The organism is Pacificimonas flava, from assembly GCF_000342165.1.
Classification (GTDB): domain Bacteria; phylum Pseudomonadota; class Alphaproteobacteria; order Sphingomonadales; family Sphingomonadaceae; genus Pacificimonas; species Pacificimonas flava.
Map to the genome: position 1 here is coordinate 1 of NZ_AMRV01000004.1, position 23,359 is coordinate 23,359.

Genomic DNA, 23,359 nt, shown 5'->3' on the forward strand with positions numbered 1-23,359 from the left:
CCATATCGTTGTGACCTTCGCCGATGACCCTGCTACCCGCAAGCTCAGGAATACGAGTAAGACTGCGGAACGGCATGCGCGGCTTGCCCGTCGTTGGGACGAGCAAAACGAACGGCAGGTTTCGGGACTAACCGAGTTGTACCGGAATGACCGACATTGGGGCGCTTAGCTGCCAGTCTGCAACGCGCCCTCCATCCCGCCATACCGGATAAGCTCGAACGACGCTAAAAGCAGTCGTTCGCGCGGGCCGAGTGGTATGGCCGCCTATGGGACGAAGCTGTCATTCGGAAGCGGCTCGCTAAACGGCGGTTTTTGACAGTAGCTGCCATTCGCCCTGATCAAGGCCAGTGACCGGAACATGCCGAATTGACGACCGTCTGCGCCGCGTTCACATCTTTGGTCGCGAAACGGCACGTCGAAACTCTGGTGGTGAGCGGACCGTCCGCTTTGGACCGGCGGGTGGCGTAAACGGCCGTTCGTTTATTTGGCGGGGAAAGGGCTATATCGCCTGCCGAGATTCTACGAGCATGATCGGGCGCAGCGCTCCGGCTGCCGATCACAGCGCGCTTAATACTTTCCTTCAATGACCCGTCACAGTCGATGCCTCTTCCGCATCCGTGGCACTGCGACGCTGGTCGGTGCGGCCGCCGGGGCGTGTTCGCGGCTCGATTGCATGTATGTGTTGCTTAGTGTGCCGCGTTGAGGGGCAGGCTTGCGACCGTCGACGCGACGATCGGCATAGACGAGTTGCGAGGCCTAGTAACGCCGCGTGGTCGCCGCACCCTGAAGGGGAGCGTTTCGTCGGACCGGCCATAACGTTTTCGCCGCAGGCGGCGCATCAACCTTTCGCCAAGGACGTTACGGCGTCCAGCAGGACCTTGACGGCGGCGACGGCCGGGCCCTCGATCAGCATCCCGCACTCGAGATTGGTCGCCTTCGATCGCCGCAGCAGGTTGGCCGACCCGACATAGGCCGCGACGCCGTCGGCAAGGACGATCTTCGCGTGGAACGTCTCGCCAGTGCCGTCGGCGCCGCCGTAATCGATGATCCGAGTTGCGCGATCCTCGACCCGCCTACCTTCGGCCCCGCAGGCGAGAAGCTGCGTCGCATCGCGGAGGACAAGCACGCGCTCCGTCGCCGTGGTCGATTCGAACAGGCCCGCAGCCCAGGCCGCCCCGATGCGGTCGATGTAGGGGATCATGATGGCGAAGCGTTCGCGCGCGAGTCCAGCGATGTGCTGGAACGCGTCGGTGGTGTGCGTGAGCGCCACGTATTCGCTGGCGATGTCCGCGGCGAGTGCGCTGGCAAGCTGGCTCGGCTCGGGCGGCATCGTCACCACCAGCCGGGCGGTCGCCTTGGGCGACACCAGGACCTCCCGCGGCATCAGGCGATGCTTGGATCGAAGAAGCCGACGAGGTTGGGCGCGGTGCGCGGCTCCCACTCGGGTCCCTTGCCGCCCTTGAGAACCGCGCGCGACAGCAGCAGGTTCGAGGCGATACAGCTCACCTCGGATACCATGACGCACGCCGGGCAGGCGCCGCCGCGCGCGTCGCAGAGGCTGCCCGATCCGCAGCGCAGCGTCCTCGGGTCGAGCGCGCGCTTGAGGAACGCCTCGGCGTAGTTACGCCACATCGCGGAGATGTTGCCGAGGTCTGGGGTCATGCCCTTGCGGTAGATCACGAAGGAGAGGTCGGCGGGGAATATGTGTTCTCCGATCCCGTCGCGGTCAACGCCGGACGTGTCGGCGAGCGAGTGCATCATCTGGTGGGAGAGCGTGTGGAGCAGCAGGTAGACGTAGGCGGGCAGCGTGCGCGGGTAGCCGCCCTGGCCCTCGCGGTCCTTGAACTCCTCGAGAAAGGGTCCGAAGTCGGCGTAGCGCTCGAGATACGCCCGTCCGGCATGGTTGGCCGGCGCGTCGACGATCTGGTTTGCCTCCAGCCAGCGGAGGACCCGAGCCTCGTCCAAACGGAAGTATAGCGCCTCGTTGAGCTGCTGCGTGACGTAGACCGGGCGCTTGTTGTCGGCGATCGGCAGCTGGTCGAAAGCCTTGAGCCGGACGGGCATGTCGACGCGCTGGCCGTTGTGCTCCCGCTGGTAGATCGGCGTCGCGGAGACGCGGGTGTAGCCGAAGCTAAATTCGCATATCGGCAGTCCGCGGATCAGGACCAGGCGCTGCATGCCGAGATGGCCGAGCAGAGACCCGACAGTCTGCTGATATCTCGCCTTCCGAACCGGGTCGTTCACGACGTCGGTCAGCGCGACATCCGGGTTCATCACGTCCACGGCCGCGTGCCGCGCCATGGCCTGGTCGATGTGTTCGCGGACGAACGCGTCGTGCTGCACCGTGAGCCGAATCGGGTCGTATTGTCGCGTCCAGTCCTCACGCACTGCGATGGCCTGCAGGACGTCGGGGCTGCCAAGCTGGCCGCGTTCCGCGATGTCGTCGGCGAACCACGCTTCCCGGAGGCCGGCCGCCGCCTCGCGGTGCCGCTTGGCCGCGTCGGCCCGGCCGGAGGTCTCCGCCTTCTCCGCCATTCGCACGTAGGTCTCGTATTCGTCCCATTCGTCCGCGCGCGCCGGGTCGGCCTCGACGCCCTTGCGGATCTCGTCCTCGGATGGCTCGGCGAACGGTATGTCGTGTATCTGCGCTAGTCTGGCGACGAGGCGGTCGCGCCGCTTCGGGATCATGAGATCGACGACCGCGCTATCCTCGAACACGATGAAACTGGTTCGCTGGACATAGAAGGTCGAATTCGCCCGGTATGATACCGGGAGCATGTTGACCTCGATCCACTGGAACTGCCGGCCGCCGTCGTTCTGCTGGATCTGCAGGCGTTCGAGCGTGTCGGGGTTCGCCTTCTTCAGCGCCCTGGTCTCGCCGCAGCCCTCGCAGACGTATCGCCATTCCGAGAAAACAGGCGCAGCATTCCGCAGCTTGAAGCTGGAAGACCCGCAGGTGCACATCCTGATCTGCCGCGCGGAGCCGGTCTGCGGGTCGAAGTTGTAGTTGAACGGGCTGAGCGGCTCAATGTCGCCGGACCAATGGGCGTAGACGACGTCAACCTGCGTCCAGCGGGCTTCGTGGCCGTTGCACTTCCTCGGCAGCGGCTGCCTTGCCTGGTCAGCGACGCTGTCGAACTCGCGGGTGGAGCCGCAAATGCCGCACCGGTAGAGGAGTGGATAGGGGACGTATCCGACTTTGTCGGGGCTGGTCATCTGGAAGTCGGACCGCTGCACGCGGGCTTCGCCCGATTTCGAATCACGGAACGGGGTGTCGAGGACGAGTTCCGGCAGCGCGTCGGGCAGCACCTTCATCACCCGGTCGCGCCAGTTCGTCACCGCGTCGTTCAGGTTCTCGAAGATCAGCTCTATCGTCGTCGGCTTGAGGTCCTTCGCCTCGTTGGGCAGCGGGACCGAGCGGCAGATCCCCTTGCCTCCTTCCCACGTCATCAGCACGCCGGGCGCATAGGAGCCCGCGATCTGCACACGCGAGCGCGACATCGTCGGCGGTTCGAGCGGATCGGGATCGGCTCGCGCCGCGCCGATCGACGAAGGTCGCCGCGCCGGAGTGGTGCGCCAGTCTTTCCCAGCCTTGTCAGCCATTGCTGCCCCCGTCCGCGTCGAGTTCCGAGGCGCTGCCGCGCTGGGTCCTGATCGCCTTCATTACCTTCGCGATGTCGCGCCGGTCGATGTCCGCGGACCTGCCGCGTGCCCGCGGGTCGCGCATGGCTGCCACTATGTATCCGGCCTCGTCCACGTCCCGCAGCGATGTCATCGGCGGCTTGAAGACGGGCACGTCGGTCCAGTAGTCGCGCAGGGTTGGGATCGTCGCGAGGCTCGAGATGTGTCGAGCGAACCGCTCGACTTGGTTGTCGATCAGGCCCCGGTAGAATTCCTCATAGTGCGGCGATCCGAGGTGCGACGGGCCCTTGCCGGCGAAGCCGCTCGCCCGCAGCATGAACGAGACCAGCTCCTTGGTGAAGCCGAGGTGGTCGCGCTTCTCCAGCGCCGCGAGGCGGCTGACCTGGTCCATGTGCGGGACCTCGAACTTGCTGGCGTCTTCTTTGGCGATGAAGTCGCGCGCCTCGCGCAGCATGGCCCAGGCCTGGACGTAGGACGCCATGGTCCGCTTGATCGCGTTCTCCGCCCAGCGCTCCACGGCGGGAGGCGCGATCATGCGCTCGAGGAAGCGGTGGAAGATGTCGTGGGTCTCCACCACGTAGCGGTCGCGCCTGCTCTGCGGAGTGGGGAGCAGCATGACGAAGCCCACGTGCGTGCGGCCGACACGGCTGGACGCCTGGATGTATTCCGCGATGTCGGAAGGCAGTCCGGCGAAGAACATGCTGTTGAACCTGTCGACGTCGACGCCGTGGCTGATCGCGGAAGTGGCCACGATGTTGCGCACCGTGCCGGCGACGTCGGGGTAGTCGGCACCCGCGAACGAGCGGTCGGCGGCCTCCATCACCGCCTGGATCTCCTTCATGTCGATACCGCCGGAGATCAGCCGGCTGTCGAACGCGGCGTGGGCGCGGCCGATGCGTCGGTGCTCCTGCTCGACCGCCGCGCTTAGGGCGTCGATCACCTGGTCGCCGCCCTTCTTGTTGGTCACGTATGCGACGGCGATCCGGTGCAGGTCGACCAGCGCCATGATGTCGGCCTCGCGGCCCTGCCCGACGGCACGGTCGATGGCCGCTCGGCGCCAGTCGCCAGCGCGGCCTGGAGAGACCGCCGCACGGATTTTTGCGATCGTCTGCGGACGTCTCACCTCGTCGAGCATGCCTTCCCAGAGCGAGGTAACGATCCCGTGGAAGGCGGCGAGCACGCCGACGGTGGTCACGGTGTGCGTCGCATCGTTCGTCATGAGCGAGACGTAGAGGCGCATCCAGGGCGCCGTGGCCTCCGGTGCCTGCGCGAACGGCAGCGATGCGGCGAGCGCCACGCGGTTACCGTTCCCAGCGGGTGGGTCCGCGGGGGCCGCGAAGAATGAGTGGTAGAGGTCGGGACCCGGATACGGGAAGCGCAACGGAATGCGCTGATAGAGGGTCTCAAGCTGCCGCTCGGGGGCCGAGATAGTGGCGGTCGCGGCGATGATCTTCGGCATTCGGGCCGCGCCCCAGCCGTCGCCGCTCCAGCGTCTGGCCACGCCGAGCGCGTCGCCGGCCATGTCGGCAATGTCCTCGAGCGTCGTGTCGAGCAATGTGTCGAAGAGGCCGCTGAAGGTGCCCAGGCTCTCCTCGAGAAGGTGCGCCTCGTCCTGGATGATTAGCGACGGGAACGGATCGTGGAAGACGTGTCGTCCCGTGTCGTAGGCGGGATACACGTTCGAGCAGCGGTCGGCGGCGGGGTCTCGCTTGAGGTCGGCCTCGCTGCGCGGGTTGTCGAGGTTGCCGCGATGGTCAATGCGCCGCGCGAGGCCGAACATGCCCAGCACCTTGCTAATGGTGCTGGTGTTCTGTCCGAGCATCGCGAGCTTGTCGACGGTGCCGAGCATGATCGATGGTGCGCGCGCGTAGACGGCGTCATCCGTGAGCAGGAACGGGAGCGGATGGCGACCGCCGTGGGCCTTGTTCCAGTCGCAGGCGTCGTTGAAGCACAGTATCGCGGCGCGCTTGCCGAATTGGCCATCGGCCTCGTCGCGCCTCAGGCCTGTGGCCTCGCCGCAGACCGGGCATTCCGGGATCTTGTCGAACGCCTCGCGCGCGTCGACGTAACGCCGTCCGCGGTCGCGTTCCTGGTCGTCGCCGGTCTCGCCGTCGAGGGCGCTGTCGTCGGCATGCTCGTGGTCGCTCGTCAGCGGTATATCCGACTTGAACGCACCGTAGTGGTTCGGCGTGTTCTGGCTGCCGACCCAGAAACCCATCTCGAACGGCCAGGTGCCGACACCGTGCCGCTTGCGCACGAGCTCCGCCCTGACGACCAGCTTCAGCAATCGCTGCGCCTGCTGGAGCGTTAGCAGCCGGAGCGGGTATCGAATCATCGCGGTGATGCCGCGGTCCTTGCCGCGAAGGCGGTCGAGGAACATCGCGAACAGCAGCGTTCCGTAGAACGCCTCCGACTTCCCGCCACCGGTGGGAAAGTAGAGCAGGCTGACGCCGTCCTCGTCCAGCAGCGGATCGTGCGCCTCGCGCCACTCGTCCATCCGGGAGGCGAATACAGGCACGTGCGCCAGCACGAACGCCATCTGGAAGAGGCGCCATCCGCGGCCCGGGTCGAATGCGTCGCGCAACGCGAACGCCTCATTCGTCATGGTCCACGCCCGCCACGGCGCCGCACGCCGCTCGAGCGCCGTTCGATCCCCGCCGCCGCCAGCGACAAGAGCGTCGGCGGCCATCTTCGATGCGACCAGCAGCTCGACGCCGCGCTCGATGTAGCGCGCCTCAGCGCGCTGGGCTGCGATGTCCTTACGCAGACGCGCGGCCTCGATCGCGGCATCGGCCGGTTCGAGACCTTGGGTGACGGTATCCCTAAGCCGCGTCTCCTGGCCATCGATCCACCGCATGTATTCGCGGGGAAGCTCGAGGAGCCTGGACGCGTCGAAGGCCGGATCCTTGAGGACGGCGAACTGGAAAGGAAGTTTGAGGTTTCGCGCCACGATCCGGGGCTGCGCGAAGCGCGGGGCGCACGTGGTGCAGAGACGCAGGCTCGCACCGTGGGTTTGTGCCTCGACACCGCAGTTGAGGCCGATGGCGGGATAGTCCAGATGCTCGCGGAAGCGATACGACGGCTCGACGCGGTCGAGCCGCAGTTGCCGATGCGCGGCAGTCGGCATTTCGACTACAAGTCCCGCGTCGAAGACAGTGTTGCACCGGCCACGCGCGTCGGCCGGCGTCGGCTCGGGCGACTGATTGTCGAGCATGACGCGCATCGACACGGAGCTCGCGTCGAGGAAGTCTGTCTGGCGCTCGACCTTGACGACCACGCGGGAGAGATCGGGGAAGATGCGGTTCCGGTCGATGGGACGTGCTGCCAGCGCCACCAGGGCCGCGCGCCACTTCTCCTCGGTCAGCGTCTCGCCAGGCTGCACGGACACGTCGCGCCATGCGGTCGTTGCCCCTGGTCCGGCGACCCAGGCCTCGAGCTGAGAGGCCACCGCATCGCAGAGCGTCCGGTTGTATGCCTCGACCGCGGATGCGAGGTCGCCGTCCGGCGCGTCGCACCCGAACTCGAGTGTCGGCAGCTCGAGATCGAGCCGCGTCCACTTCCCCGGAATGGGTGCGGGGTCGATGAGGCCGAGCGGCAGCTCGCGGCGGTCGCGGATCAGTCGGGCGATCGGAGGCTGTGGCGGTTTCGCGTCCTCCGGCGTGTTCTGGTCGGTGTCTGCGACGTCCGCCGGAGGCTGCGGCGTATCGTCCGGATCCGCGTCCTCGGTGAGTAGCTTGATGCCGTGTGCGGCGTAGGCCTTCCGCCTGACCTCGGCCAGTATCTGCGCGCGGGTTGCGCGCACCTTCGAACGCTTCGCCTCGTCCATGCCCTTCCAGTCGGGCTTGTCGACGCCGGCGCCTTGCAGGGCCGGCATGCGCTCGGTCCGGATCGCGTCGTCGATCTGCTGCTGGATGTTCGCCCGCAACCGGAAGTCGAAGTCCAGCTCGCCACCGCCAGCGATCAGGTCCGCCCAGTCCGGGACGACCCTGACGTAGACGGAGAAGCGGGGCGTGATGCGCATCGTGGCTCCGGAACCGGCGACGGACATTAGATCCACGCCGACGGCGGCGACCCTGATGTCGGTCGTCTCGTCGGCTTGGCCCGACGTGTCGAACCGGGGCAGGAGCTGCCCTGCGAAGATGCCCCGCCTTGGCGAGCTGCCGAGCAGGTTCCGCCCGTGCTCGTCGCCGCCGGCGACGCGTTTGACCAGCGCGTTCACCAGTGCGTCGCATACCGCCTCCTTCAACTCGACGTCGATCTTGGAGAGCTCGCTGTTCGACTTACCCTTGATCATCCCTTGAAGCTCCGGACACTATCGACGACGGCCACGTGCTCCTCTGCCATGGACCGCAGCAGTCGGATCTGATCGGTGCGGTCTCGGTTGCTGGCCATCGTAGCGTGGGGGTCGGTGAGGATGCCCCGGAACGCATCATGGAACACGTTGCCGTAGCGCAAGCGGTGCGACCGCTGGGCGACTACCGCCCACCGCCAGAAGTTGCTCGCCATGCCCTCGCCGATCTCGAGGGCCTTGGTGAAGCGCATGAACGTCTCTCGATCGCTCGGCGCGTGTGGGACCACGTCGTGCAGGGGCTTTTCGAGTTCATTGGCCAGGTCGATCCAGTAGCGCGCACGTTCCGTCGTGACCGACTGGTCCCCCATTCGCGCGACAAGTGTCCGCAGCTTCGCCTGGATCGACGGTTCAGGGATTGCCGCGAATCGTTCGGCCACCAGCTCGTGGTAGTCGCGGATCTCCTCTGAGGCGGTGGCCTGGATGTTCACCAGCGTGCGTGCCCGCTCGACGAAGCTGTGGCCGATCACGCAGACCTCGTCGCCCGGCTTCACTGCCGAGGCCGGACGCTCGACGAACGAGGTGGTGGCGGCGCCGTCGTCGCGCAGCACGATCTCGGTGCTGCGGCGTGCGATTATCCGCTGCTTGTTCTTTAGCTCGATCTCGACGAGTTTGCGTTCGCCCCGACCGCCGCCGCTCAGGTCGACCACGGTGCCGTTCGGGAATTCAATGTCGTCGGTGGGCATCTCGAACCGGACGACGTGGCGCCCGATCTCCTCAACCCTGGCCTTCGCCTTCGACGCGAAGTTGCGGAGCCGGACGGCCAGCGGCGCAATTCCGATCTCATTCGCCAGCCGCTCGGCATCTCGGGCGGCGAACGCCAGCGTGTCGGCGTCCGCGAGCACTGCCACCTGTTCGGGCAGCCATGGCTGGCTGAGCGTGGTGAGGATGGCGGTCCGTGTGGGCGCGACGATGACCACGCGCTTGAACTGGTTCCTGGCGCCCTGCGGCAGGTCGGCGACCGCCTTAAGGACACGCTCCCCGCCGAACCGGACGAACTCAGACTCAATGCGCGCCGCGAGCTTGGGCTCGGTGCCGCTCAACCGGTCTGCAGCGAACTCGGCGACCAGGTCAGATCGGAAGACGAACACCGATTTCGAGCTCGACCGCACCGCCGGCTTCACGACGGACTCGAGCAGCGTCGTCATCGGGGTCGCCGCGTTGAAGGTCCGCATGATGTCCCGCGCCTTGCCGAGCGTCCCGCCGTCGGCGTCGACCTGGCTGGCGAGGCTGCGGGGATCGGCGAGCGTGCCGATGTCCGCGGCCGCCCGATAGACCGATAGCAGGTCGCTCGCCGCCGCGGCCGAGGCCTCCCGCTCCATGAAGCGGGCCAGTTCCGCGAGGGAGCCGGGCAGCGAGGCAGTGCGACGGATGGTGGCCATCAGGTTCCGGGCGGTCTCCGCTCCATTGGGATCGCCTCTGTCCGACAGGCTGTTCGCCAGGTGGCGGACTGCCTCTATCCCGTGCGCCGTGTCGCCGAAGAAGCCGCCGGCCTCGATGCGGGCGCCGCCCTCGAACGGCGATGGCGAGATGGAGACGGGCTGCACGATGTCCGGCGTCTGGGAATAGGTCACGTGCCCTGGCGCCGGGATCTGCTTGCCGTTCTTGCCAGGTCGGCGCGTGCCGAGGATGTCGAAGCGCGCGGTCCGGTAGGTCCATGGATCGTCGGCGATCGCGAGGACGCCGGTGGCCGGATGCACCTCGCGCAGGCAGGCTACCATCTCGGACGCCTTCTCTACCCAGTTCCACCCGAGCCTGTTGCGGGCGTTCCTTGTCAGGTCGAGGATGAGGAGGTCGGGGCTCCGCTTGATGGCGCGGAGGTCCACACCGATCCGCTCGCCGGCGCGGAGAGTGTAGAGGAAGAAGTCCGCCTTGTCCCGGTCGTCCGCCTCGTTCGAGCGGCTCTGCTTGGCGATGTCGGTCTTCGAGCGCGTCCGCCAGAGCAGAAAGCTGTTGGACGCCCGTTCGCCTCGCGGCGTCGCGTGCGGGACGATCTCGTCCAGGATCGGATGCTCGAATTCGGCGTAGTCGCGGCCGTCCGACGCGCGTCCGGTCAGGTTGCGGACACGGCCGAGCACCTGGTGAAAGTCTTTCGCCGCGTCGCCGCCGCCGTTCATGTATCGCTTGACGTGCTCGAAGTTGACCGCGCCAAACTTGTGGCGGCCCACATGCACCTGACGCGCCTGCGCGTGGGTGCTGCGGGCGTAGGGGAAGACCACCGCACGGACCTCGTCGGACCGGCGCCGCACCATCTCGGTTGCGCCCTGCGACGTCACCCTCTCCTGCTCGGCGCTGCCGACCGCCGCGATGGTTAGCAGCGCCGCGATCGCGGACGGCGAGATGCGGACCGGCGGCCACGGCATCACCACCTGAACCGAGCCGTCCGATGCGACCTCTGCGGCGGAGCGGACGATACGCTGATAGGCTGGCGTGACGGCGGCCACCTCGCTCAACCCGAGCCGGTGGAACGGTTGCGCCGCGAGCGCCGCCATGTAGCGCTCAACGTCCCGTGGGTTGCGTTCGGGTGCGGCCGGGGCACGCGGCACCAGACCGGCCGCTTGCGAGCGCTCGGCCCTTTCCTTCGCCATCTTCGACAGGAGCGCCTGGCGCTTGTCGAGTGTGGCCCGGCGCTGCTCGGCGCGGTCGTCGAGCCCCGTGCCAGGCGGCTCCTTAAATGGTCGGTTGCGCGCCATCAGGCGTCGACCGTCTCTGGCGCATGCCGGTATGCGGCGCTGGCCGCGGCCTCGGTATCGCCGTCGGCATCCTCGAGGGCGGTGGCGAAAGCCGTGGGTGGCGGCAGATCGAGCTGCCGTAGCAGCGTCACCGATACCGCGGCGGTGCCCGATACCCTGCGGTAGCGTTGGTCGACCGCGGCGGTATTCAGCAGCTTGACCGCCAGCTCCAGCTTCTCGGTGTCCGTGCCGGTCAGCACGATGGTGTGGTTCTCGGTGACGAAGCCGCCCCACTTCGACACAACCGACGGATCGACCATCGCGGCGATAAGCCGCCGGGGCTGCTTGTCGTTGGTCGTACGCTGCATGACGGCGGCGGTGCCGGTCACGATCGCCGCGCTGTCATCGGGGAAGGTGACGAAGTCGGTGCCGGCGTTCTTCTTTCCGCGCGGCATGCATGCAGTGCCGGGCCGCACGTTCTTGGCCCAGATGAGCGGATATCCGCGCTGGCGCCCGCGCAGCTTGGCGACGAGCCGGTCCTTCTCCCGGTTCCACACGAAGTAGCCGGCGCGCGCCGTCACGCCGTAGTCGGCCAGGGTCGAGCCGCCGACGAGCGTCGGGTCGATGGCGGGCAACGGCCATGCGTCCCACGGCTCCGCCGGCAGAGCCTGCCGGATTGCCGCCACGGCCGAGGGCATCGCCCCGACGACGGGGAAGCTGACGGCGGCGGCTGCGGCGTGGGCCTTCCCCTTGCGGGCGATCAGCACACTGATGTCCTGCGCCACGTCGATGAAGACGCCGTCGCGCCCGGGGATCGAGCCGACGGCGAGCACTTCCGCCTGGGAGCGGATGAACGCGCGCATGCGGTCGTATAGCGGACCCGCCCGAAAGCTGGACGGGATCACCAGCGCGACGATCCCGCCGGGCCGGGCGTGCCGGAAGCACAGTTCCGCGAAGAGCGCGTATTTGTTGACGTGTCCGCTGTGCGCGACCTTGCGCCATGCCCTGCCGCGCACGTCGTCGAGGCCGACGCGACCGTAGGGCGGATTGGCGATCACGAGACCGTAGGACGCGGGTATCGTGACCCGCAGCGCGTCACCGGTGATGATCACCTCTCGGTGGAGCGGCGAGCCCAAGCGCTCCGCGATCAGGCGTCCGGAAAGCGTGGCGAGTCCCGTGTCGATCTCGATGCCGTTGAGGCGATATGCCACCTCCTTGGGGTTGAGGCCGGCGATGGCCATGCGGCCAGCGAGGGTCGAGAGGAACGCCGCGCCCCCGGCCGCCGGATCGAGCACGGTGTCGTTCTCGATGTCGAAGCCAGCCTCGATCGCGAGATCCACCACGGCGTCGGCCACGGTCGGAGGCGTGAAGTAGGTGGCCTGCGACCGACGGATCTTGGTGGGCAGCAGAAGCGTGTAGAGCGTCCCGACCCAGTAGTGGCGCTCGTCCACCGGGAGCGCCTGCAACGCGCAGCGGAAGACGTCCAGGCCGGGGTCGCCGATGTCAGCGAGGAGGTCGAGGCAGATGTCGGCGCGGGCCTGGGGCGTGGTTGCCCGTTTGGCGAGCGAGCGGGCGGTTGTGCGCGCGTGCGCGAGCAGCGCTGCCTTCGTCCCCCTCGCTTCCATCCCGCATCCCCCTGCGCCGATCCCACTGCGCCCAGCAGTTATAGGACGGCGTTTTCTACCCGCAAAACCGTTCGGGGCCAGTTTCTTATCGTATTTGGATTCACTGCGACCGCAATGATTTCTTTCCGAGTTCGAACCCGGGTGCAGCGACGCCGCTCTTGAGTTCTTGGTCCCGAGGGAGAAGAGCTTCGCCTTTTAGGCCTGCAAGCCGATTTAGCGCATGCTGCGCAAGCTCCGGCTCCCGTGTGGAATATCGCGGAGTAGCCCGCCGCCTGTCTTGAGCGGCGTTTCGGCGATTGCCGATATTGGCAACCAGTCAGCACTACAAGACATACGCGACGCTTGTGCTCGCGTGGTCGGTGCTCAGCGCGGCCGGCAGGCCCACGATCTCGAAATCGCTCCAGCTGTAGCCCTTCGACAGCAGGCCGCCCTTGATGTCGGGATATGGGTCATCCGGCTCGCGGCAGGTTCCGACCAGCGCCCGTCGTCCCCAGCCGCTTGTTCAGAGGTCTTGAACAAAGCATATAGGAAGGCTCTGACCCGTGCTCGATAAATGGTACAACTGACTGCTGTGGTTCGGTGGTCAGATCCGAGGTCGAGCCGGAGCGAACGGAATATCTACAGTGATGACGCTGAATGAATTGCTTGGCTTTGCAGAGGTAGACGATCTCGGCACCCGCTTTCCTTACCTCATGCTCGAGATCGACGATGAGCTTCTGCGAGCGGTAGGGTTGCCGCTAGATGAAGGCGCTGGGTGGCGGGACTCTCGTGTTAGCGGCCTCAAGTACCGCATCGACCCCGCTAGACCGCAGATGATGCAGAAAAGGCATGTCCATGTCGCCGCTGCAAAGCACACGTCGACCAAGTCGAAGCAGGTGTCGTGGGACGACGAGGGCGGCCGGCATGACCGGCATTCTTTCAATGACAAGCTCGGCGCTCGTGGCGATTACCAAGACGTCGCGCACATGGCGCTCGGGTTGCCGCCGGAAACCATCCTTGAGTGGGTGGAGCCTGCCCGCGCCGGCCGGATCGTGACCCTACTTGAGGGGCTGGTCGGGAGTTCGGACCACGCCGACGCGCCGCTCAAGATGCGCGTAGTCTCGTCGCTGGGAGGTGCCGGCGGGAAGCGGACGGCGCTCGACGACGACGTGGAACTCGGACTGCCGCGTTGAAGCCAACAGCCTGACGGCTTGCGGGCGAGAGCGCGCTTTTCGCCTGATCCAGGTGCATAGGAGTGAGTTCGATCCAGCTTCTCGGGCCGCCGGCGACGGGCCGCGGCCGTGAGCGGCGTGGAAGTCGCCCGTCTGGCGGGTGCGCCTATCCGTACGTCGCCGGCGCCGGCCCCGAGCACATCGTGGGGCGGCCTGCACGAAGGGCTGATTAAATTGCGTCTTTGCCACGCCCGTGGCCGGTCGTACCTGCTACCGGACGCTCTGATTGGCTTCGGAGGCACCCGCTTCTTCCTTCCTAGCTTCTTCGGCCCGCGTGAGCTCGTCTTCGAAGTGCCATCCACCAATTCGCCGTTCGGACCCAAGCACCACGTGGCGACGCTGTATATTGATGTCGCCGCGCCTCGTGCGGCCGCAGCTACGCGCGTGGCGGTCACGTTCCGCTCTGACGACCGGGTGCGCGTCTACGACGACGGCGCCCAACTCTACCGTTGCACCTACCGCTCTCCGCTGGCCATTAGGCTTTCTGACCAAGTCGCGGGTGATTGCGTCACGCTGGCCGACGGAGATTTCGGTTTCACCGTCTATCACCACACGACCGCGGCGAACGCCGCCCTAATCCATTCCAGTGGCGAGCTGTGGTCGAGCACTTGGAACCTGGCCGGCACCGCAGAACTGGCAAACGTTTCGCACCTCTACTTCACGACGCTGTCGACAATCGAGGACGAAGCGGACCTGCGGCGTGTGGCGATGAGCTCTTTCGCAACGATCGGATTTCAGACGACCTCCGACCGATATCGCGAGGCTGCCGTCGCCCTGCCGGTCTACAAGGGCAGCGTTGACGCGCGTGGTTCCGCTATCCGCTTCGTAGTGCCGCTCAAGATCATTGCTCCGCCGCACCTCTTGTTTCATCCGCTGACGCGAGCCGAACAGGCCTACTACGAGGTGGTTGGACAGGAGATCGTGCGTGTGGCTGTAAAACCGAGCGTCGCGGGCACGATCACCAGCGACGAGGTCGGGGTACCGCCTCCAGGGCTCAAGCGGTTCAGCTACGTCGTCGAGGGCGACGCCTCCGGGTTGGACGGTCTGGTCGAGTCGATGCGAGAGGCAAGTGCATTCGGCGTTGCTCACATCGAGCCGTTGAACGTTGGACTAGATCTCTTCGAATTCTGGCAGGCCAATAAGAATCGCGACCTGCATTCGGGGCGGACTTTCGAGGCCCGCCTCCTACGGCATTGACGATCCGAAAGAACGGAGATGCGGATCCGCTCGATTAAAACCTGAATGAGCGTCCGGTTTCAGGATGCGTCGAAGCCAGCTTGGATGACCGATTATGGGTCATCCCGCGTATGGCGGGAACGCTGATGTTCATCGGAAGGGAGTGATCGAGGGCCAGGTGCGCGAACGTCAGCTATTGTCGGGACCAAACGTGTTCCGGAGTGAACGCGAACGACCGGGATTGGTCGTTAGCGGCCACCGATGAGCTGCCTCTCAACGTCAGCTTCGCTCTTTCGATCTGCTGAAAGCTGTCTGTCAGCAACTGATGCTGTGGACGGCTCTCCACCCCTCCTGCGGTAATATCGCGGGGTTGAGCTGGAAGGAGAGTCGAGATGGGCGACGTCGTTACGATCGGTCTGGATATTGCGAAGTCGGTGTTCCAGGTGCACGGGGTTGGAGCGGATGGCGAGGTTTTGGTGCGCCGTCGGCTGACGCGAGCGCGGATGCTGCCCTTCTTCGCGAAGCTGCCGCGTTGCCTGATTGGCATCGAAGCCTGCAACAACTCGCACTACTGGGCTCGTGAGTTGACCGCGCTTGGTCACGACGTGAAGCTTATGCCGGCGCAGTACGTGAAGCCGTATGTCAAACGGGGCAAGAAAGATGCTGCCGATGCGGGAGCGATCTGCGAGGCGGTGACGCGACCGACGTTGCGTTTCGTCGCGGTGAAGAGCCCGGGAGCAGCAGAGCCTGATGATGTTGCACCGTGTGCGGCTGATGTTGAACCGGCAGCGCACACAGATCTCGAACGCGATCCGCGCGTACATTTCGGAGTTCGGGGTGGTTGCTCCCGTCGGTCGGCTCGGCGTCGAGAGTTTGCTCGAGGTTGTCGCCGATGCCGAAGACGATCGCGTTCCGGCGGATGCGCGCCTTTGCCTGAAGATGCTGGCAGCGCAGCTCGAAGTCGTGAAGCGCCAAATCCTCGAGAACGACCGCCGCGTGCTCGGCAGCGCGCGTCGAACTGAGCTTGGCCGCAGGCTGATGGATATTTGTGGCGTCGGGCCGCTGCTGGCGAGCGCGTTCGTCGCCTCGGTCGCTGACCCTTTTGTGTTCAGGACCGGTCGTGACCTAGCCGCCTGGATCGGGCTAGTGCCCAAGCAGAACTCGTCGGGCGGGAAGCAACGGCTTGGCAGCATCACGCGTGCCGGCAACCGCTACCTCCGGCAGATGCTCGTCGTCGGCGCGATGGCGGTGATCCGCTACGCGGAGCGCCACGGCACGAAGAGGCCTTGGCTGGTTCAGCTGCTCGCGCGCCGCCCGGCTAAGGTTGCCGCGGTGGCGCTGGCGAACAAGAATGCTCGCATGGTCTGGGCGCTGATGACCAGCGGAGAACGCTATCGCGAGCTGATGCCGATGGCGGCGTAGAGTTGAGACGCGGAGGGGCCGCGTCGACGAGGTTGGAAAGGGCAAAGAGGAGTTGATGCACAAAGCCGTTTGAAACCGCCGGATCGGGAAAACCCATTTTGGGACGTGGCGCTTCGAGCGCGAGCTTTAGGTCGGAAACCGGTTCACGCGAAAGGCATCATGGCCAGCGGCGCATGACACAGCCGCATCGAAAGGCCAGACACATGGCCGCCTCGACCAGCGGAATGCAGAACTTCAAATACCCCTTGCCAACGGAGGGACGTCCACACCCGGCGCAAGTTCTGCCGAAGAAGTCGACCTCAGCGACGATCGATGAGAAACGCAGCTTACAGGCGACCTGGCTTCCGTTTCCCATCAGGCTAGTGCGAGTCTCCGAAACGGCGCAAGCTTCGCCATTTTCCGGCAGTTTTGTACAGTCGCGGCGAGGTGGAACTCATCTTTCGCTCCTTTGGGACGCGCAGCCGCCAGAGATCCAGCTTGAGAAGGTGGTTTAGGTGAGGGAAGAGCGTTTCGCCCTACTTCTGCTGGCGCCGTGACAAAGGACACGGCTCGGTGATGATCCTACGCAGCCGCGCGGACGCGGCTAGCATCGTAATCCTGAAGCTGATTGCCGAGGCTCTGCCAAAGGGTGGGTGAAGTTGCGCGCCTGGGCGCGCCCAAAGATCTGAAGAGAAAGAAGGGTGGCTGAACGTCGAAAGACGAAAATTTACCCTGCGCCGGGGCCAGCGGCCGGACCTCGGCGCCTCTTACAGAGGCTCTTTTGCATGAAGTATCCAACACCCGCAGACCGCGCCGAACCGGCGCGCATCGAAGCTTGCGCACAGCGCCTAGCCGAACATTTAGGCTGGAAACCGATCGCACGTCCCGAGCTGCTGCCGCCGCCGCTGCGCAACTATCTTTATGAGCCCTCCGCGGACCTCATCCTGATCTCGTCGGTGAACGAATGCCTTTCCAACGTCCTGGCAGGTATCCGTTCGGTGCGCTGCACTGCGCTGATGGTGGAATGCGGCAGGCGGACCGATGGCCGGCCCACGCTCTACTGCGTTCTCATTCGATGCGTGCGCGGGAGAGAATATACGCACGCAGAGCTGCGTCTCTGGGCAAGCGAAACCGGGGATTTGTTCCTCGTACCCGACCCAGACGGTACGGAACCGGACGGCGCTAGTTACGCGCTGCGCCGCTGCCGGATCGAACCGGCTGACGCGCCCTTCTCGAACGCGCGCGACCTCGAGCGCGGACTCGCCCGAGCCGAGACAATGTTTCTAACCGAGCGGCCGCAGGCCGTGCGCTGACGGCGCGAGCGCAGCTGTCCCCAGAAATGAACGGTGCTTGGCCGGTGGCTGAGCACGATAAATGAAAAAGGGTGTGACACGCGGCCTTGCTCTGCCGCCGCGTACACTCAGAATCCAAAGGCAATTCCGATGACCATTACCTTATTAGACCGTCCGGGAACGGGCGAACCCTTGATGCCGCCCGCGCGCCGCAGCGTAGCAGCGCGCGTGCATGCGTTTGCAACCGAGATCGACGATCTGGTCGATACACGCATATCGCGCGCCGATCCGGTCCTCGCGGGCTGTGTCGTGATGCACTATGCCGGGATCATCCTCGCTGGCACGTCCTGCCGGCGCCCGCTGCTCTTTCCGGAGGGCGAGGTACTTGCCCGGCGGTCGGGGCTCGACCTCATCCTCCTCCGCTTCGATGCGCAGCCGCGCGGCGTGACCTTCGATATCAGGCTTGAAATGGATGGTAGCTGGCTCACCAACTTTGCGGTGTGGCGCGGGCAGGGTGAGATGTGGCTTGTGCCTGAAGGCAGCGCGGAGGGCTGCATCCAGGTCACGCCGTTCGGTCTCGAGGTTGGACTTCCGGCGCCGTTTTCCTCTTTCTGTGAACGCGAAAAGGGAATGGTCCGTGCGCTCACCTTTCCGAGCTTTAAGGAGGGGTACTAATCTCATGGCGAAGACAGCAAAAGCTGCCCCGGATAAGAGTGCTGCAGCAGAACTGAAGAGCTTTACCAACGGCGCCGGCGCGCATCCGAACTTTTCGTTCACACGCTATTGGTGGGACGGGGATGGGCCGCGTGACGGGATCAAAAGCTGGGTCGAGAAGAAGCTCGCGCCCGGCGAAGACCCGGTGTTCGGCAAGGCCGCGAAATCGGAAGTGCTCATCCCTGACGCGGCGTCTTCCGACTACGCAGAGGCTGGTTTTCTCTTGGAGCAGTTCGACACGAAACTTCCGGCGTTCGAACGGCATGCGTTCATCCAGGTAAAGATCACCCTAGAAGAGAGCATCTCGTGGACAGCGGGCTACGAGAAGGTTCGCGCGTATGCGCGAGAGCACTTCGTCGGTGATGGCCATCCCGTTATCATTGTTGCGCATGTGCCAGGCGCGGCGGGCTCGGCGAACGCAAACCATGTGCACATCATTGTCCTGAGCCGAACGCTTGGGATCAACGGCTTCGGCCAAACGAACCACACACTCTGCTCCGACCGGGGACACGGTCATGCTTGGGAAATGTGGGGGAGAGGAACGAGACACTCTTCGAGTGCCACAAAGGCCTCCTCGGCCCAGCACTGAGGAGAAGGCCGCTTTCAATTCCTTAGCTGATGCGCTCATCTTCCTAAGTTGGAGATGAGCGCATCGAGAGGCGTCAAGTGCTTTCGGAATTTTCTAATGGGGGCGAAGTTTGCTTCACCCAGAATTCATGCCTTAGGGCCCCTTACGAAAGCGTTAAGCGCTTGGGGGCATCGCTGGGGGCACAGCCACAGAGATACAAAAGAATTTAGGAACAATTATATGGAAATATCGATGTATTTCGAATCCCACCCTCTCCGCCATTTGCCTCCGGTCGGCCCGTATGGTGCGGTATCGCCGCCGATTGCCGCATTCACGCCTGGCGCTGATCGTCACGCGTTGGCAGCCGCTTATGTCGGTGGCGTTCGGGCTTCTTCCACGACGCAGATCGGATGATCGCCGGGATTAGAGCCGCCGCCCAAGTCTAGACAGATATCGTTATAGCGCAACTGATGGAATTTCATGCCAGTCCAGAACGCTGCGGCAGCGACGAGAAGGATGGCAAAGATCCAATAGCGGTTGTTCGACCAATAGCGGTTATTCGAAATGCGTCGCCTCATGTGTATGTCGCCTTCACGCGTTGCTGTTTCAGCTTATTTTGAAAGTTGTTGCAAGGAACTTCATACCGGCGCGAGCCTTTGTGGATAGGTTGATTGATTGCCATGTTGGCAGCCTGGACAGGATGACGCAGTTCTCCCGATGTTGAAATCTCTCAAACGAATTCTGACAGCTAAGAACATCAATCTCAACTATGCAGCCGCGTTGCTTGTCATTGCGCTCCTTCTGGTCCTGACCGCAATCACGGCATTTCTGAACTATCGGGAGACGCTGGGGAACACCCGTCAGGAGTTGGGTAGCCTTTCGCGGCTCCTTGATGAGCAGACGAGCAACTTCTTCGGCAGCGTCGACCTGGTGCTCGACAGTCTGGCAGAGGCGCAGCCCCAGGCGCTGCCGCGCTATGATCCCGACTTTTCCGCCACTCTCCGCACGCGCGCGAACGGCATTCCTTACGTGCGGGCGCTGTTCATGATCGATGCTCGCGGCGAGCTGGTGCAGGATTCCGATCCGCATGCATCCGTTCCCGTCGATCTGTCGGATCGCAGCTACTTCCGTGCCTTCCTCGATGATCCGGATCTCACCTTCCTCATCGGGGAGCCGATCGTCAGCCGGACGCAAAAGGTCCGCTCGATCCCGGTGCTTCGTAAGCTCACCGCGGCGGACGGCGCGTTTGCCGGATTGATCGGCGCGTCGGTCGAGCCGCGTTATCTGAACGCCTTTTACAACGAGCTTGAACTGGACGATGCCGCCGCCGTCGCGCTGTTCAGCACCGACGGCATGGTGCTCGCCTCGCGCGCGCCGGGCGACGACCGGATCGTCTACAGCCCCAGGCGCTTCTCAATACCGGAACATCTGCCCGAAGCCGGCATGGTCCACAGTGATGCGCTGGATGGGCGCGACCGCATCATCAGCTACCATCTTCTACCCGAACTCGGGCTTGGGGTCGCGGTGGGCGATGGAATGGACAGCGTGCGGCGGCAATGGTGGCAGGCGACGTGGCCGATGCTGCTGGCGGTGGGCGCCCTCGTCATTCTCATCGCCTGGCTCACCTATGTGCTCGACAGGCGGCAGAAGGAGCGGGTGCAGCAGGTCCAGCGCGCCATTACCACGCAAAAGTTGGAGGCGCTGGGCCAGATGACCGGCGGGATCGCACACGACTTCAACAACGTGCTGGCGGCGGCGGCGGCGAGCCTGAGGCTGATCCAAAGCCGCGGCCCGACACCGGAGATCATGACTGCGACCGAACAGGCGCTGGCCCGAGGCGAGAATCTTGTGCGACAACTCATGTCGTTCGCCCGGCGCCGCGACCTCGCCGTTGCGCGGCATGACGCAAATGCCCTGATCGCCAATCTCGACCAGGTGCTCAAGCACGCGGCCGGGCCGGATGTCCGCTTGAAGATCGAACTGGCCGAGCGTCTGCCGCTTTGCTGGACCGATCAGACGCAGTTCGATGCAGCGCTCGTCAACCTGGTCGTCAATGCACGCCACGCCATGCCTGACGGCGGCACGATCCGAATCACCACGGCGCTGGCGCAGCGAACCACGGACGCAGGCGAGCTTCCGCCAGGAGCTTATGTCGCGGTGATCGTGACCGACACCGGCGTCGGCATGACCCCGGCAACGCTGGAGAAGATCTTCGAGCCCTTCTTCACCACCAAGGGCGAGACCGGCACCGGCCTCGGTCTCGCGCAGATTTACGGCTTCATGCGTCAGGTTGGCGGCGCCGTTCTGGTGGAGAGCGCACCGGGACAGGGATCGACGTTCCGTCTGCTGTTTCGCAGCGATGCATGACCTTTGCCTAAGTCAGGAGAGCGGCGTTACCTGCTCGACCCGTTGTCAGCTTCTGAGCGTTCGTCCATGCTCAGGGGCGAAAAACGGATACTGTTGCGCATCGATAACGTCTTCCTGTCCGTTCAGCCCCTGTGAAACAAACAAAAGGGGTACGGCGAATGAGTGCGGAAAGCTGTCTGGTGGCAAAGCTGGGCCATTATACGGACTTGGGCAATGCGGACCGGCTTCTGCTTCAGGATTTCGAAAAAGAAGAACTGACATTCAAGAAGCGCGATCTCGTTCGGCGGGAGGGAGAGCCGACGCGATCCTTGTTCGTCGTGAAGCGGGGCTGGTTTTTCGGGCATTCCATGCTGCCGTCTGGGAAGCGCCAGGTGCACCGCGTCTTTCTTCCCGGCGATTTCATCGGCACGCACGAAATCGTGTGTGCCGAGGCCACCTACGATATCTCGGCAGCGTCGGACGGTGTTCTGTGTCCGTTCGATAAGAGTGGGCTGAAGGTGGTTTTCACCCGTTCCCCGCGCCTGACGGCCCTCCTCTACTCCATCGAGGCGTTGGATCAGGTGACGCAGGACGACCGGCTGCGCGCCGTATCGCGCATGGACGCCGCAGGCCGTCTGGCGCATTTCTTTCTGCAGATGTTCAGCCGCCTGCGCATTTCCGGCGAACAGGTCGGACGTTCGATCCGGCTGGAAATGAGCCAGGAGCTGATCGGCGACACGTTGGGTCTGACGGGCATTCACGTGAACCGGACGCTGAAGCAGTTATCCGATGAGGGGCTTATCGAACTATCCGCCGGCGTACTGACCTTGACGGACGAGGCTGGACTGAAGGCGCTGTGCGATTTCGATGACATGCACTACCGTATCGATACCAGCTGGTTCCCGGATACCTGATCCCTCGGCAGGTTCCGCGCGTTCCCTGCGCCGAACCGGCCGCATACCCTTGCCCGGACGAAGCGTATTGCCTACCTAATACACAAGGGGAATTGCGATGCGGGGTCATCCGCGCATTCGCGATTGCTTGAGCGGAACCGGACAAAAGCGGCTATGCTTTCTGTCGGCAAGCCCGCCGCGATGATATGTGGGAGACGATGATGAGCCAGACGGATACCGGCGCCGAGACGAAATTGAAGCTGGACGCGCCGGACCCCGTTGTGAAGGTTGACGGCGAGAAAGCGGCGGGCCTCGTTCCCATTGACGACGAGAAGAAGTCGCAGCTGGAGGCGAACGTCGAAAGCTTCATCGCCGAACTGACTCAGCAGGACGCGAACTCGCCGGAGTTCGGACGCCGTGTCGATCAGCTGACGTCTTTGGGGCGCAGCGAAATCCAAGAGGCCGCGAGCTATTCGAACCGGTTCCTCGATCGTCCAACACGCGCCATGAACAGCGAGACCGATATCGGCAAGGATCTGACGGAGCTGCGCCGGACGGTGGAGGATCTCGATCCGGGCAAGCGCGGCAATCTGCTGACGCGCAAGAAGCTGTTCGGTCTGATTCCCATGGGATCGAAGGCGCGCAGCTACTTTGCCGGCTACCAGTCCGCGCAGACGCATATCGCCGCGATCCTCGACCGGCTGGCGAGCGGCAAGGACGAACTGCTTCGCGACAATGCCGCGATCGATGTGGAGCGGCAGAACCTGTGGAAGACAATGGGCAAGCTGGAGCAGATGATCTTTGTGGCGAAGACGCTGGACGCGAAGCTGGAGGCGAAAGCGGCGGAGCTCGATCACAGCGATCCCGACAAGGCGAAGGCGATTCGCGAAAGCGCCCTGTTCTATACGCGCCAGCGGGTCACGGACCTGCTGACCCAGATGGCGGTGACGGTGCAGGGCTATCTGGCACTCGATCTGGTCAAGAAGAACAACGTCGAACTGATGAAGGGCGTCGATAGGGCCTCGACGACAACCGTGTCGGCGCTGCGGACCGGCGTGACCGTCGCGCAGGCGATGACCAATCAGAAGCTGGTGCTGGACCAGATTACCGCACTGAACACGACGACGGCCGGTGTCATCGATTCGACCGGCGAGATGCTGCGCACTCAGACGGGGGAAATTCACAAGCAGGCCGCCTCTGCCACCATTCCGCTCGACACACTGAAACGGGCCTTCGAAAATATCTACGCCACGATGGACGAGATCGACAGTTTCAAGGTCGAGGCGCTTGGAAACATGAAGCAGACGGTTCAGCTTCTGGAGGGCGAGGTCGAGAAATCACGCGGTTATATCGCGCGGGCAGAAGGTACGGAGCAGGCGAAACTCGCCGGCACCAAGCCAGCCTTCGCCGCGATTGAGTAGGGCCCCGTGACGAACTGTCCCTTCCACCCGCCGTCCGGAGTGCATGTACG

14 protein-coding genes and 2 pseudogenes are annotated in these 23,359 nt (G+C 64.5%); 9 read left to right on the top strand and 7 right to left on the bottom strand.

Annotation, left to right across the window (positions count from 1 at the left end):
- Nucleotides 1-838 precede the first annotated feature (838 nt).
- From C725_RS07225 to C725_RS07245, 5 genes are read right to left on the bottom strand one after another with little or no spacing between them, the layout of a single operon-like run.
- Nucleotides 839-1,384, bottom strand: coding sequence for a phospholipase D-like domain-containing protein (locus C725_RS07225; RefSeq protein WP_038282259.1), 546 nt, complete (start codon nucleotides 1,382-1,384; stop codon nucleotides 839-841).
- Complete coding sequence (locus C725_RS07230; RefSeq protein ID WP_008601470.1) at nucleotides 1,384-3,603, bottom strand: hypothetical protein; 2,220 nt, start codon at nucleotides 3,601-3,603, stop codon at nucleotides 1,384-1,386. The genes C725_RS07225 and C725_RS07230 overlap by 1 nt, the downstream gene beginning before the upstream one ends.
- Nucleotides 3,596-7,936, bottom strand: coding sequence for a helicase-related protein (locus C725_RS07235; RefSeq protein WP_008601472.1), 4,341 nt, complete (start codon nucleotides 7,934-7,936; stop codon nucleotides 3,596-3,598). The genes C725_RS07230 and C725_RS07235 overlap by 8 nt, the downstream gene beginning before the upstream one ends.
- On the bottom strand, nucleotides 7,933-10,683 hold the full coding sequence (locus tag C725_RS07240) for a hypothetical protein (RefSeq protein WP_008601473.1): 2,751 nt from the start codon (nucleotides 10,681-10,683) through the stop codon (nucleotides 7,933-7,935). Before C725_RS07240 ends, C725_RS07235 begins: the two co-directional genes overlap by 4 nt.
- On the bottom strand, nucleotides 10,683-12,287 hold the full coding sequence (locus C725_RS07245) for an N-6 DNA methylase (RefSeq protein ID WP_008601475.1): 1,605 nt from the start codon (nucleotides 12,285-12,287) through the stop codon (nucleotides 10,683-10,685). Before C725_RS07245 ends, C725_RS07240 begins: the two co-directional genes overlap by 1 nt.
- Before the next feature lie 626 nt (nucleotides 12,288-12,913).
- On the opposite strand from C725_RS07245, the gene C725_RS15320 reads away from it, so the two are divergent.
- The 3 genes and pseudogenes from C725_RS15320 to C725_RS07260 all read left to right on the top strand — a co-directional run bounded on the left by C725_RS15320 (nucleotide 12,914) and on the right by C725_RS07260 (nucleotide 16,096).
- Nucleotides 12,914-13,459, top strand: a complete 546-nt coding sequence (locus tag C725_RS15320; RefSeq protein WP_051051262.1) for a DUF6367 family protein — start codon at nucleotides 12,914-12,916, stop codon at nucleotides 13,457-13,459.
- Between the two features lie 108 nt (nucleotides 13,460-13,567).
- A complete protein-coding gene (locus C725_RS07255; protein ID WP_149864593.1) occupies nucleotides 13,568-14,695 on the top strand; it encodes a hypothetical protein in 1,128 nt (375 codons plus the stop codon).
- A 371-nt stretch (nucleotides 14,696-15,066) separates the two neighbouring features.
- A pseudogene (locus tag C725_RS07260) lies at nucleotides 15,067-16,096 on the top strand (IS110 family RNA-guided transposase).
- A 354-nt stretch (nucleotides 16,097-16,450) separates the two neighbouring features.
- Here C725_RS07260 and C725_RS16935 read toward each other — a convergent pair.
- Nucleotides 16,451-16,608, bottom strand: a pseudogene (locus C725_RS16935) (IS5/IS1182 family transposase); the annotation flags it as partial.
- A gap of 252 nt (nucleotides 16,609-16,860) precedes the next feature.
- Here C725_RS16935 and C725_RS07265 point away from each other — a divergent pair.
- The 3 genes from C725_RS07265 to C725_RS07275 all read left to right on the top strand — a co-directional run bounded on the left by C725_RS07265 (nucleotide 16,861) and on the right by C725_RS07275 (nucleotide 18,670).
- Nucleotides 16,861-17,388: a hypothetical protein gene (locus C725_RS07265; protein WP_008601484.1), complete on the top strand. Its 528-nt coding sequence runs from the start codon at nucleotides 16,861-16,863 to the stop codon at nucleotides 17,386-17,388.
- A gap of 129 nt (nucleotides 17,389-17,517) precedes the next feature.
- Complete coding sequence (locus C725_RS07270) at nucleotides 17,518-18,042, top strand: hypothetical protein (RefSeq protein ID WP_243442719.1); 525 nt, start codon at nucleotides 17,518-17,520, stop codon at nucleotides 18,040-18,042.
- 4 nt (nucleotides 18,043-18,046) lie between these two features.
- Nucleotides 18,047-18,670 carry a hypothetical protein gene (locus C725_RS07275; protein ID WP_008601487.1) on the top strand — a complete coding sequence of 208 codons (624 nt, stop codon included), beginning with the start codon at nucleotides 18,047-18,049 and terminating at the stop codon, nucleotides 18,668-18,670.
- A gap of 347 nt (nucleotides 18,671-19,017) precedes the next feature.
- On the opposite strand, the gene C725_RS07280 is transcribed toward C725_RS07275, so the two are convergent.
- Nucleotides 19,018-19,227: a hypothetical protein gene (locus C725_RS07280; protein ID WP_008601489.1), complete on the bottom strand. Its 210-nt coding sequence runs from the start codon at nucleotides 19,225-19,227 to the stop codon at nucleotides 19,018-19,020.
- Nucleotides 19,228-19,366: 139 nt separating this feature from the next.
- Here C725_RS07280 and C725_RS07285 point away from each other — a divergent pair, with 139 nt between their 5' ends.
- From C725_RS07285 to C725_RS07295, 3 genes are all read left to right on the top strand, one after another.
- Nucleotides 19,367-21,016: a hybrid sensor histidine kinase/response regulator gene (locus C725_RS07285; RefSeq protein ID WP_008601491.1), complete on the top strand. Its 1,650-nt coding sequence runs from the start codon at nucleotides 19,367-19,369 to the stop codon at nucleotides 21,014-21,016.
- Between the two features lie 158 nt (nucleotides 21,017-21,174).
- Entirely contained in the window at nucleotides 21,175-21,909 is a 735-nt protein-coding gene (locus tag C725_RS07290; RefSeq protein ID WP_038282265.1) for a Crp/Fnr family transcriptional regulator, read from the top strand.
- A gap of 197 nt (nucleotides 21,910-22,106) precedes the next feature.
- Complete coding sequence (locus C725_RS07295) at nucleotides 22,107-23,309, top strand: toxic anion resistance protein (protein WP_051051273.1); 1,203 nt, start codon at nucleotides 22,107-22,109, stop codon at nucleotides 23,307-23,309.
- Nucleotides 23,310-23,359 lie beyond the last annotated feature (50 nt).

What these genes read in the sequence shown, in the direction of transcription:
- C725_RS07225 (WP_038282259.1), bottom strand. Translation starts at nt 1,384, where the DNA reads ATGCCGCGGGAGGTCCTGGTGTCGCCCAAGGCGACCGCCCGGCTGGTG.
- C725_RS07230 (WP_008601470.1), bottom strand. Translation starts at nt 3,603, where the DNA reads ATGGCTGACAAGGCTGGGAAAGACTGGCGCACCACTCCGGCGCGGCGA.
- C725_RS07235 (WP_008601472.1), bottom strand. Translation starts at nt 7,936, where the DNA reads ATGATCAAGGGTAAGTCGAACAGCGAGCTCTCCAAGATCGACGTCGAG.
- C725_RS07240 (WP_008601473.1), bottom strand. Translation starts at nt 10,683, where the DNA reads ATGGCGCGCAACCGACCATTTAAGGAGCCGCCTGGCACGGGGCTCGAC.
- C725_RS07245 (WP_008601475.1), bottom strand. Translation starts at nt 12,287, where the DNA reads ATGGAAGCGAGGGGGACGAAGGCAGCGCTGCTCGCGCACGCGCGCACA.
- C725_RS15320 (WP_051051262.1), top strand. Translation starts at nt 12,914, where the DNA reads ATGACGCTGAATGAATTGCTTGGCTTTGCAGAGGTAGACGATCTCGGC.
- C725_RS07265 (WP_008601484.1), top strand. Translation starts at nt 16,861, where the DNA reads ATGAAGTATCCAACACCCGCAGACCGCGCCGAACCGGCGCGCATCGAA.
- C725_RS07270 (WP_243442719.1), top strand. Translation starts at nt 17,518, where the DNA reads ATGACCATTACCTTATTAGACCGTCCGGGAACGGGCGAACCCTTGATG.
- C725_RS07275 (WP_008601487.1), top strand. Translation starts at nt 18,047, where the DNA reads ATGGCGAAGACAGCAAAAGCTGCCCCGGATAAGAGTGCTGCAGCAGAA.
- C725_RS07280 (WP_008601489.1), bottom strand. Translation starts at nt 19,227, where the DNA reads ATGAGGCGACGCATTTCGAATAACCGCTATTGGTCGAACAACCGCTAT.
- C725_RS07285 (WP_008601491.1), top strand. Translation starts at nt 19,367, where the DNA reads ATGTTGAAATCTCTCAAACGAATTCTGACAGCTAAGAACATCAATCTC.
- C725_RS07290 (WP_038282265.1), top strand. Translation starts at nt 21,175, where the DNA reads ATGAGTGCGGAAAGCTGTCTGGTGGCAAAGCTGGGCCATTATACGGAC.
- C725_RS07295 (WP_051051273.1), top strand. Translation starts at nt 22,107, where the DNA reads ATGATGAGCCAGACGGATACCGGCGCCGAGACGAAATTGAAGCTGGAC.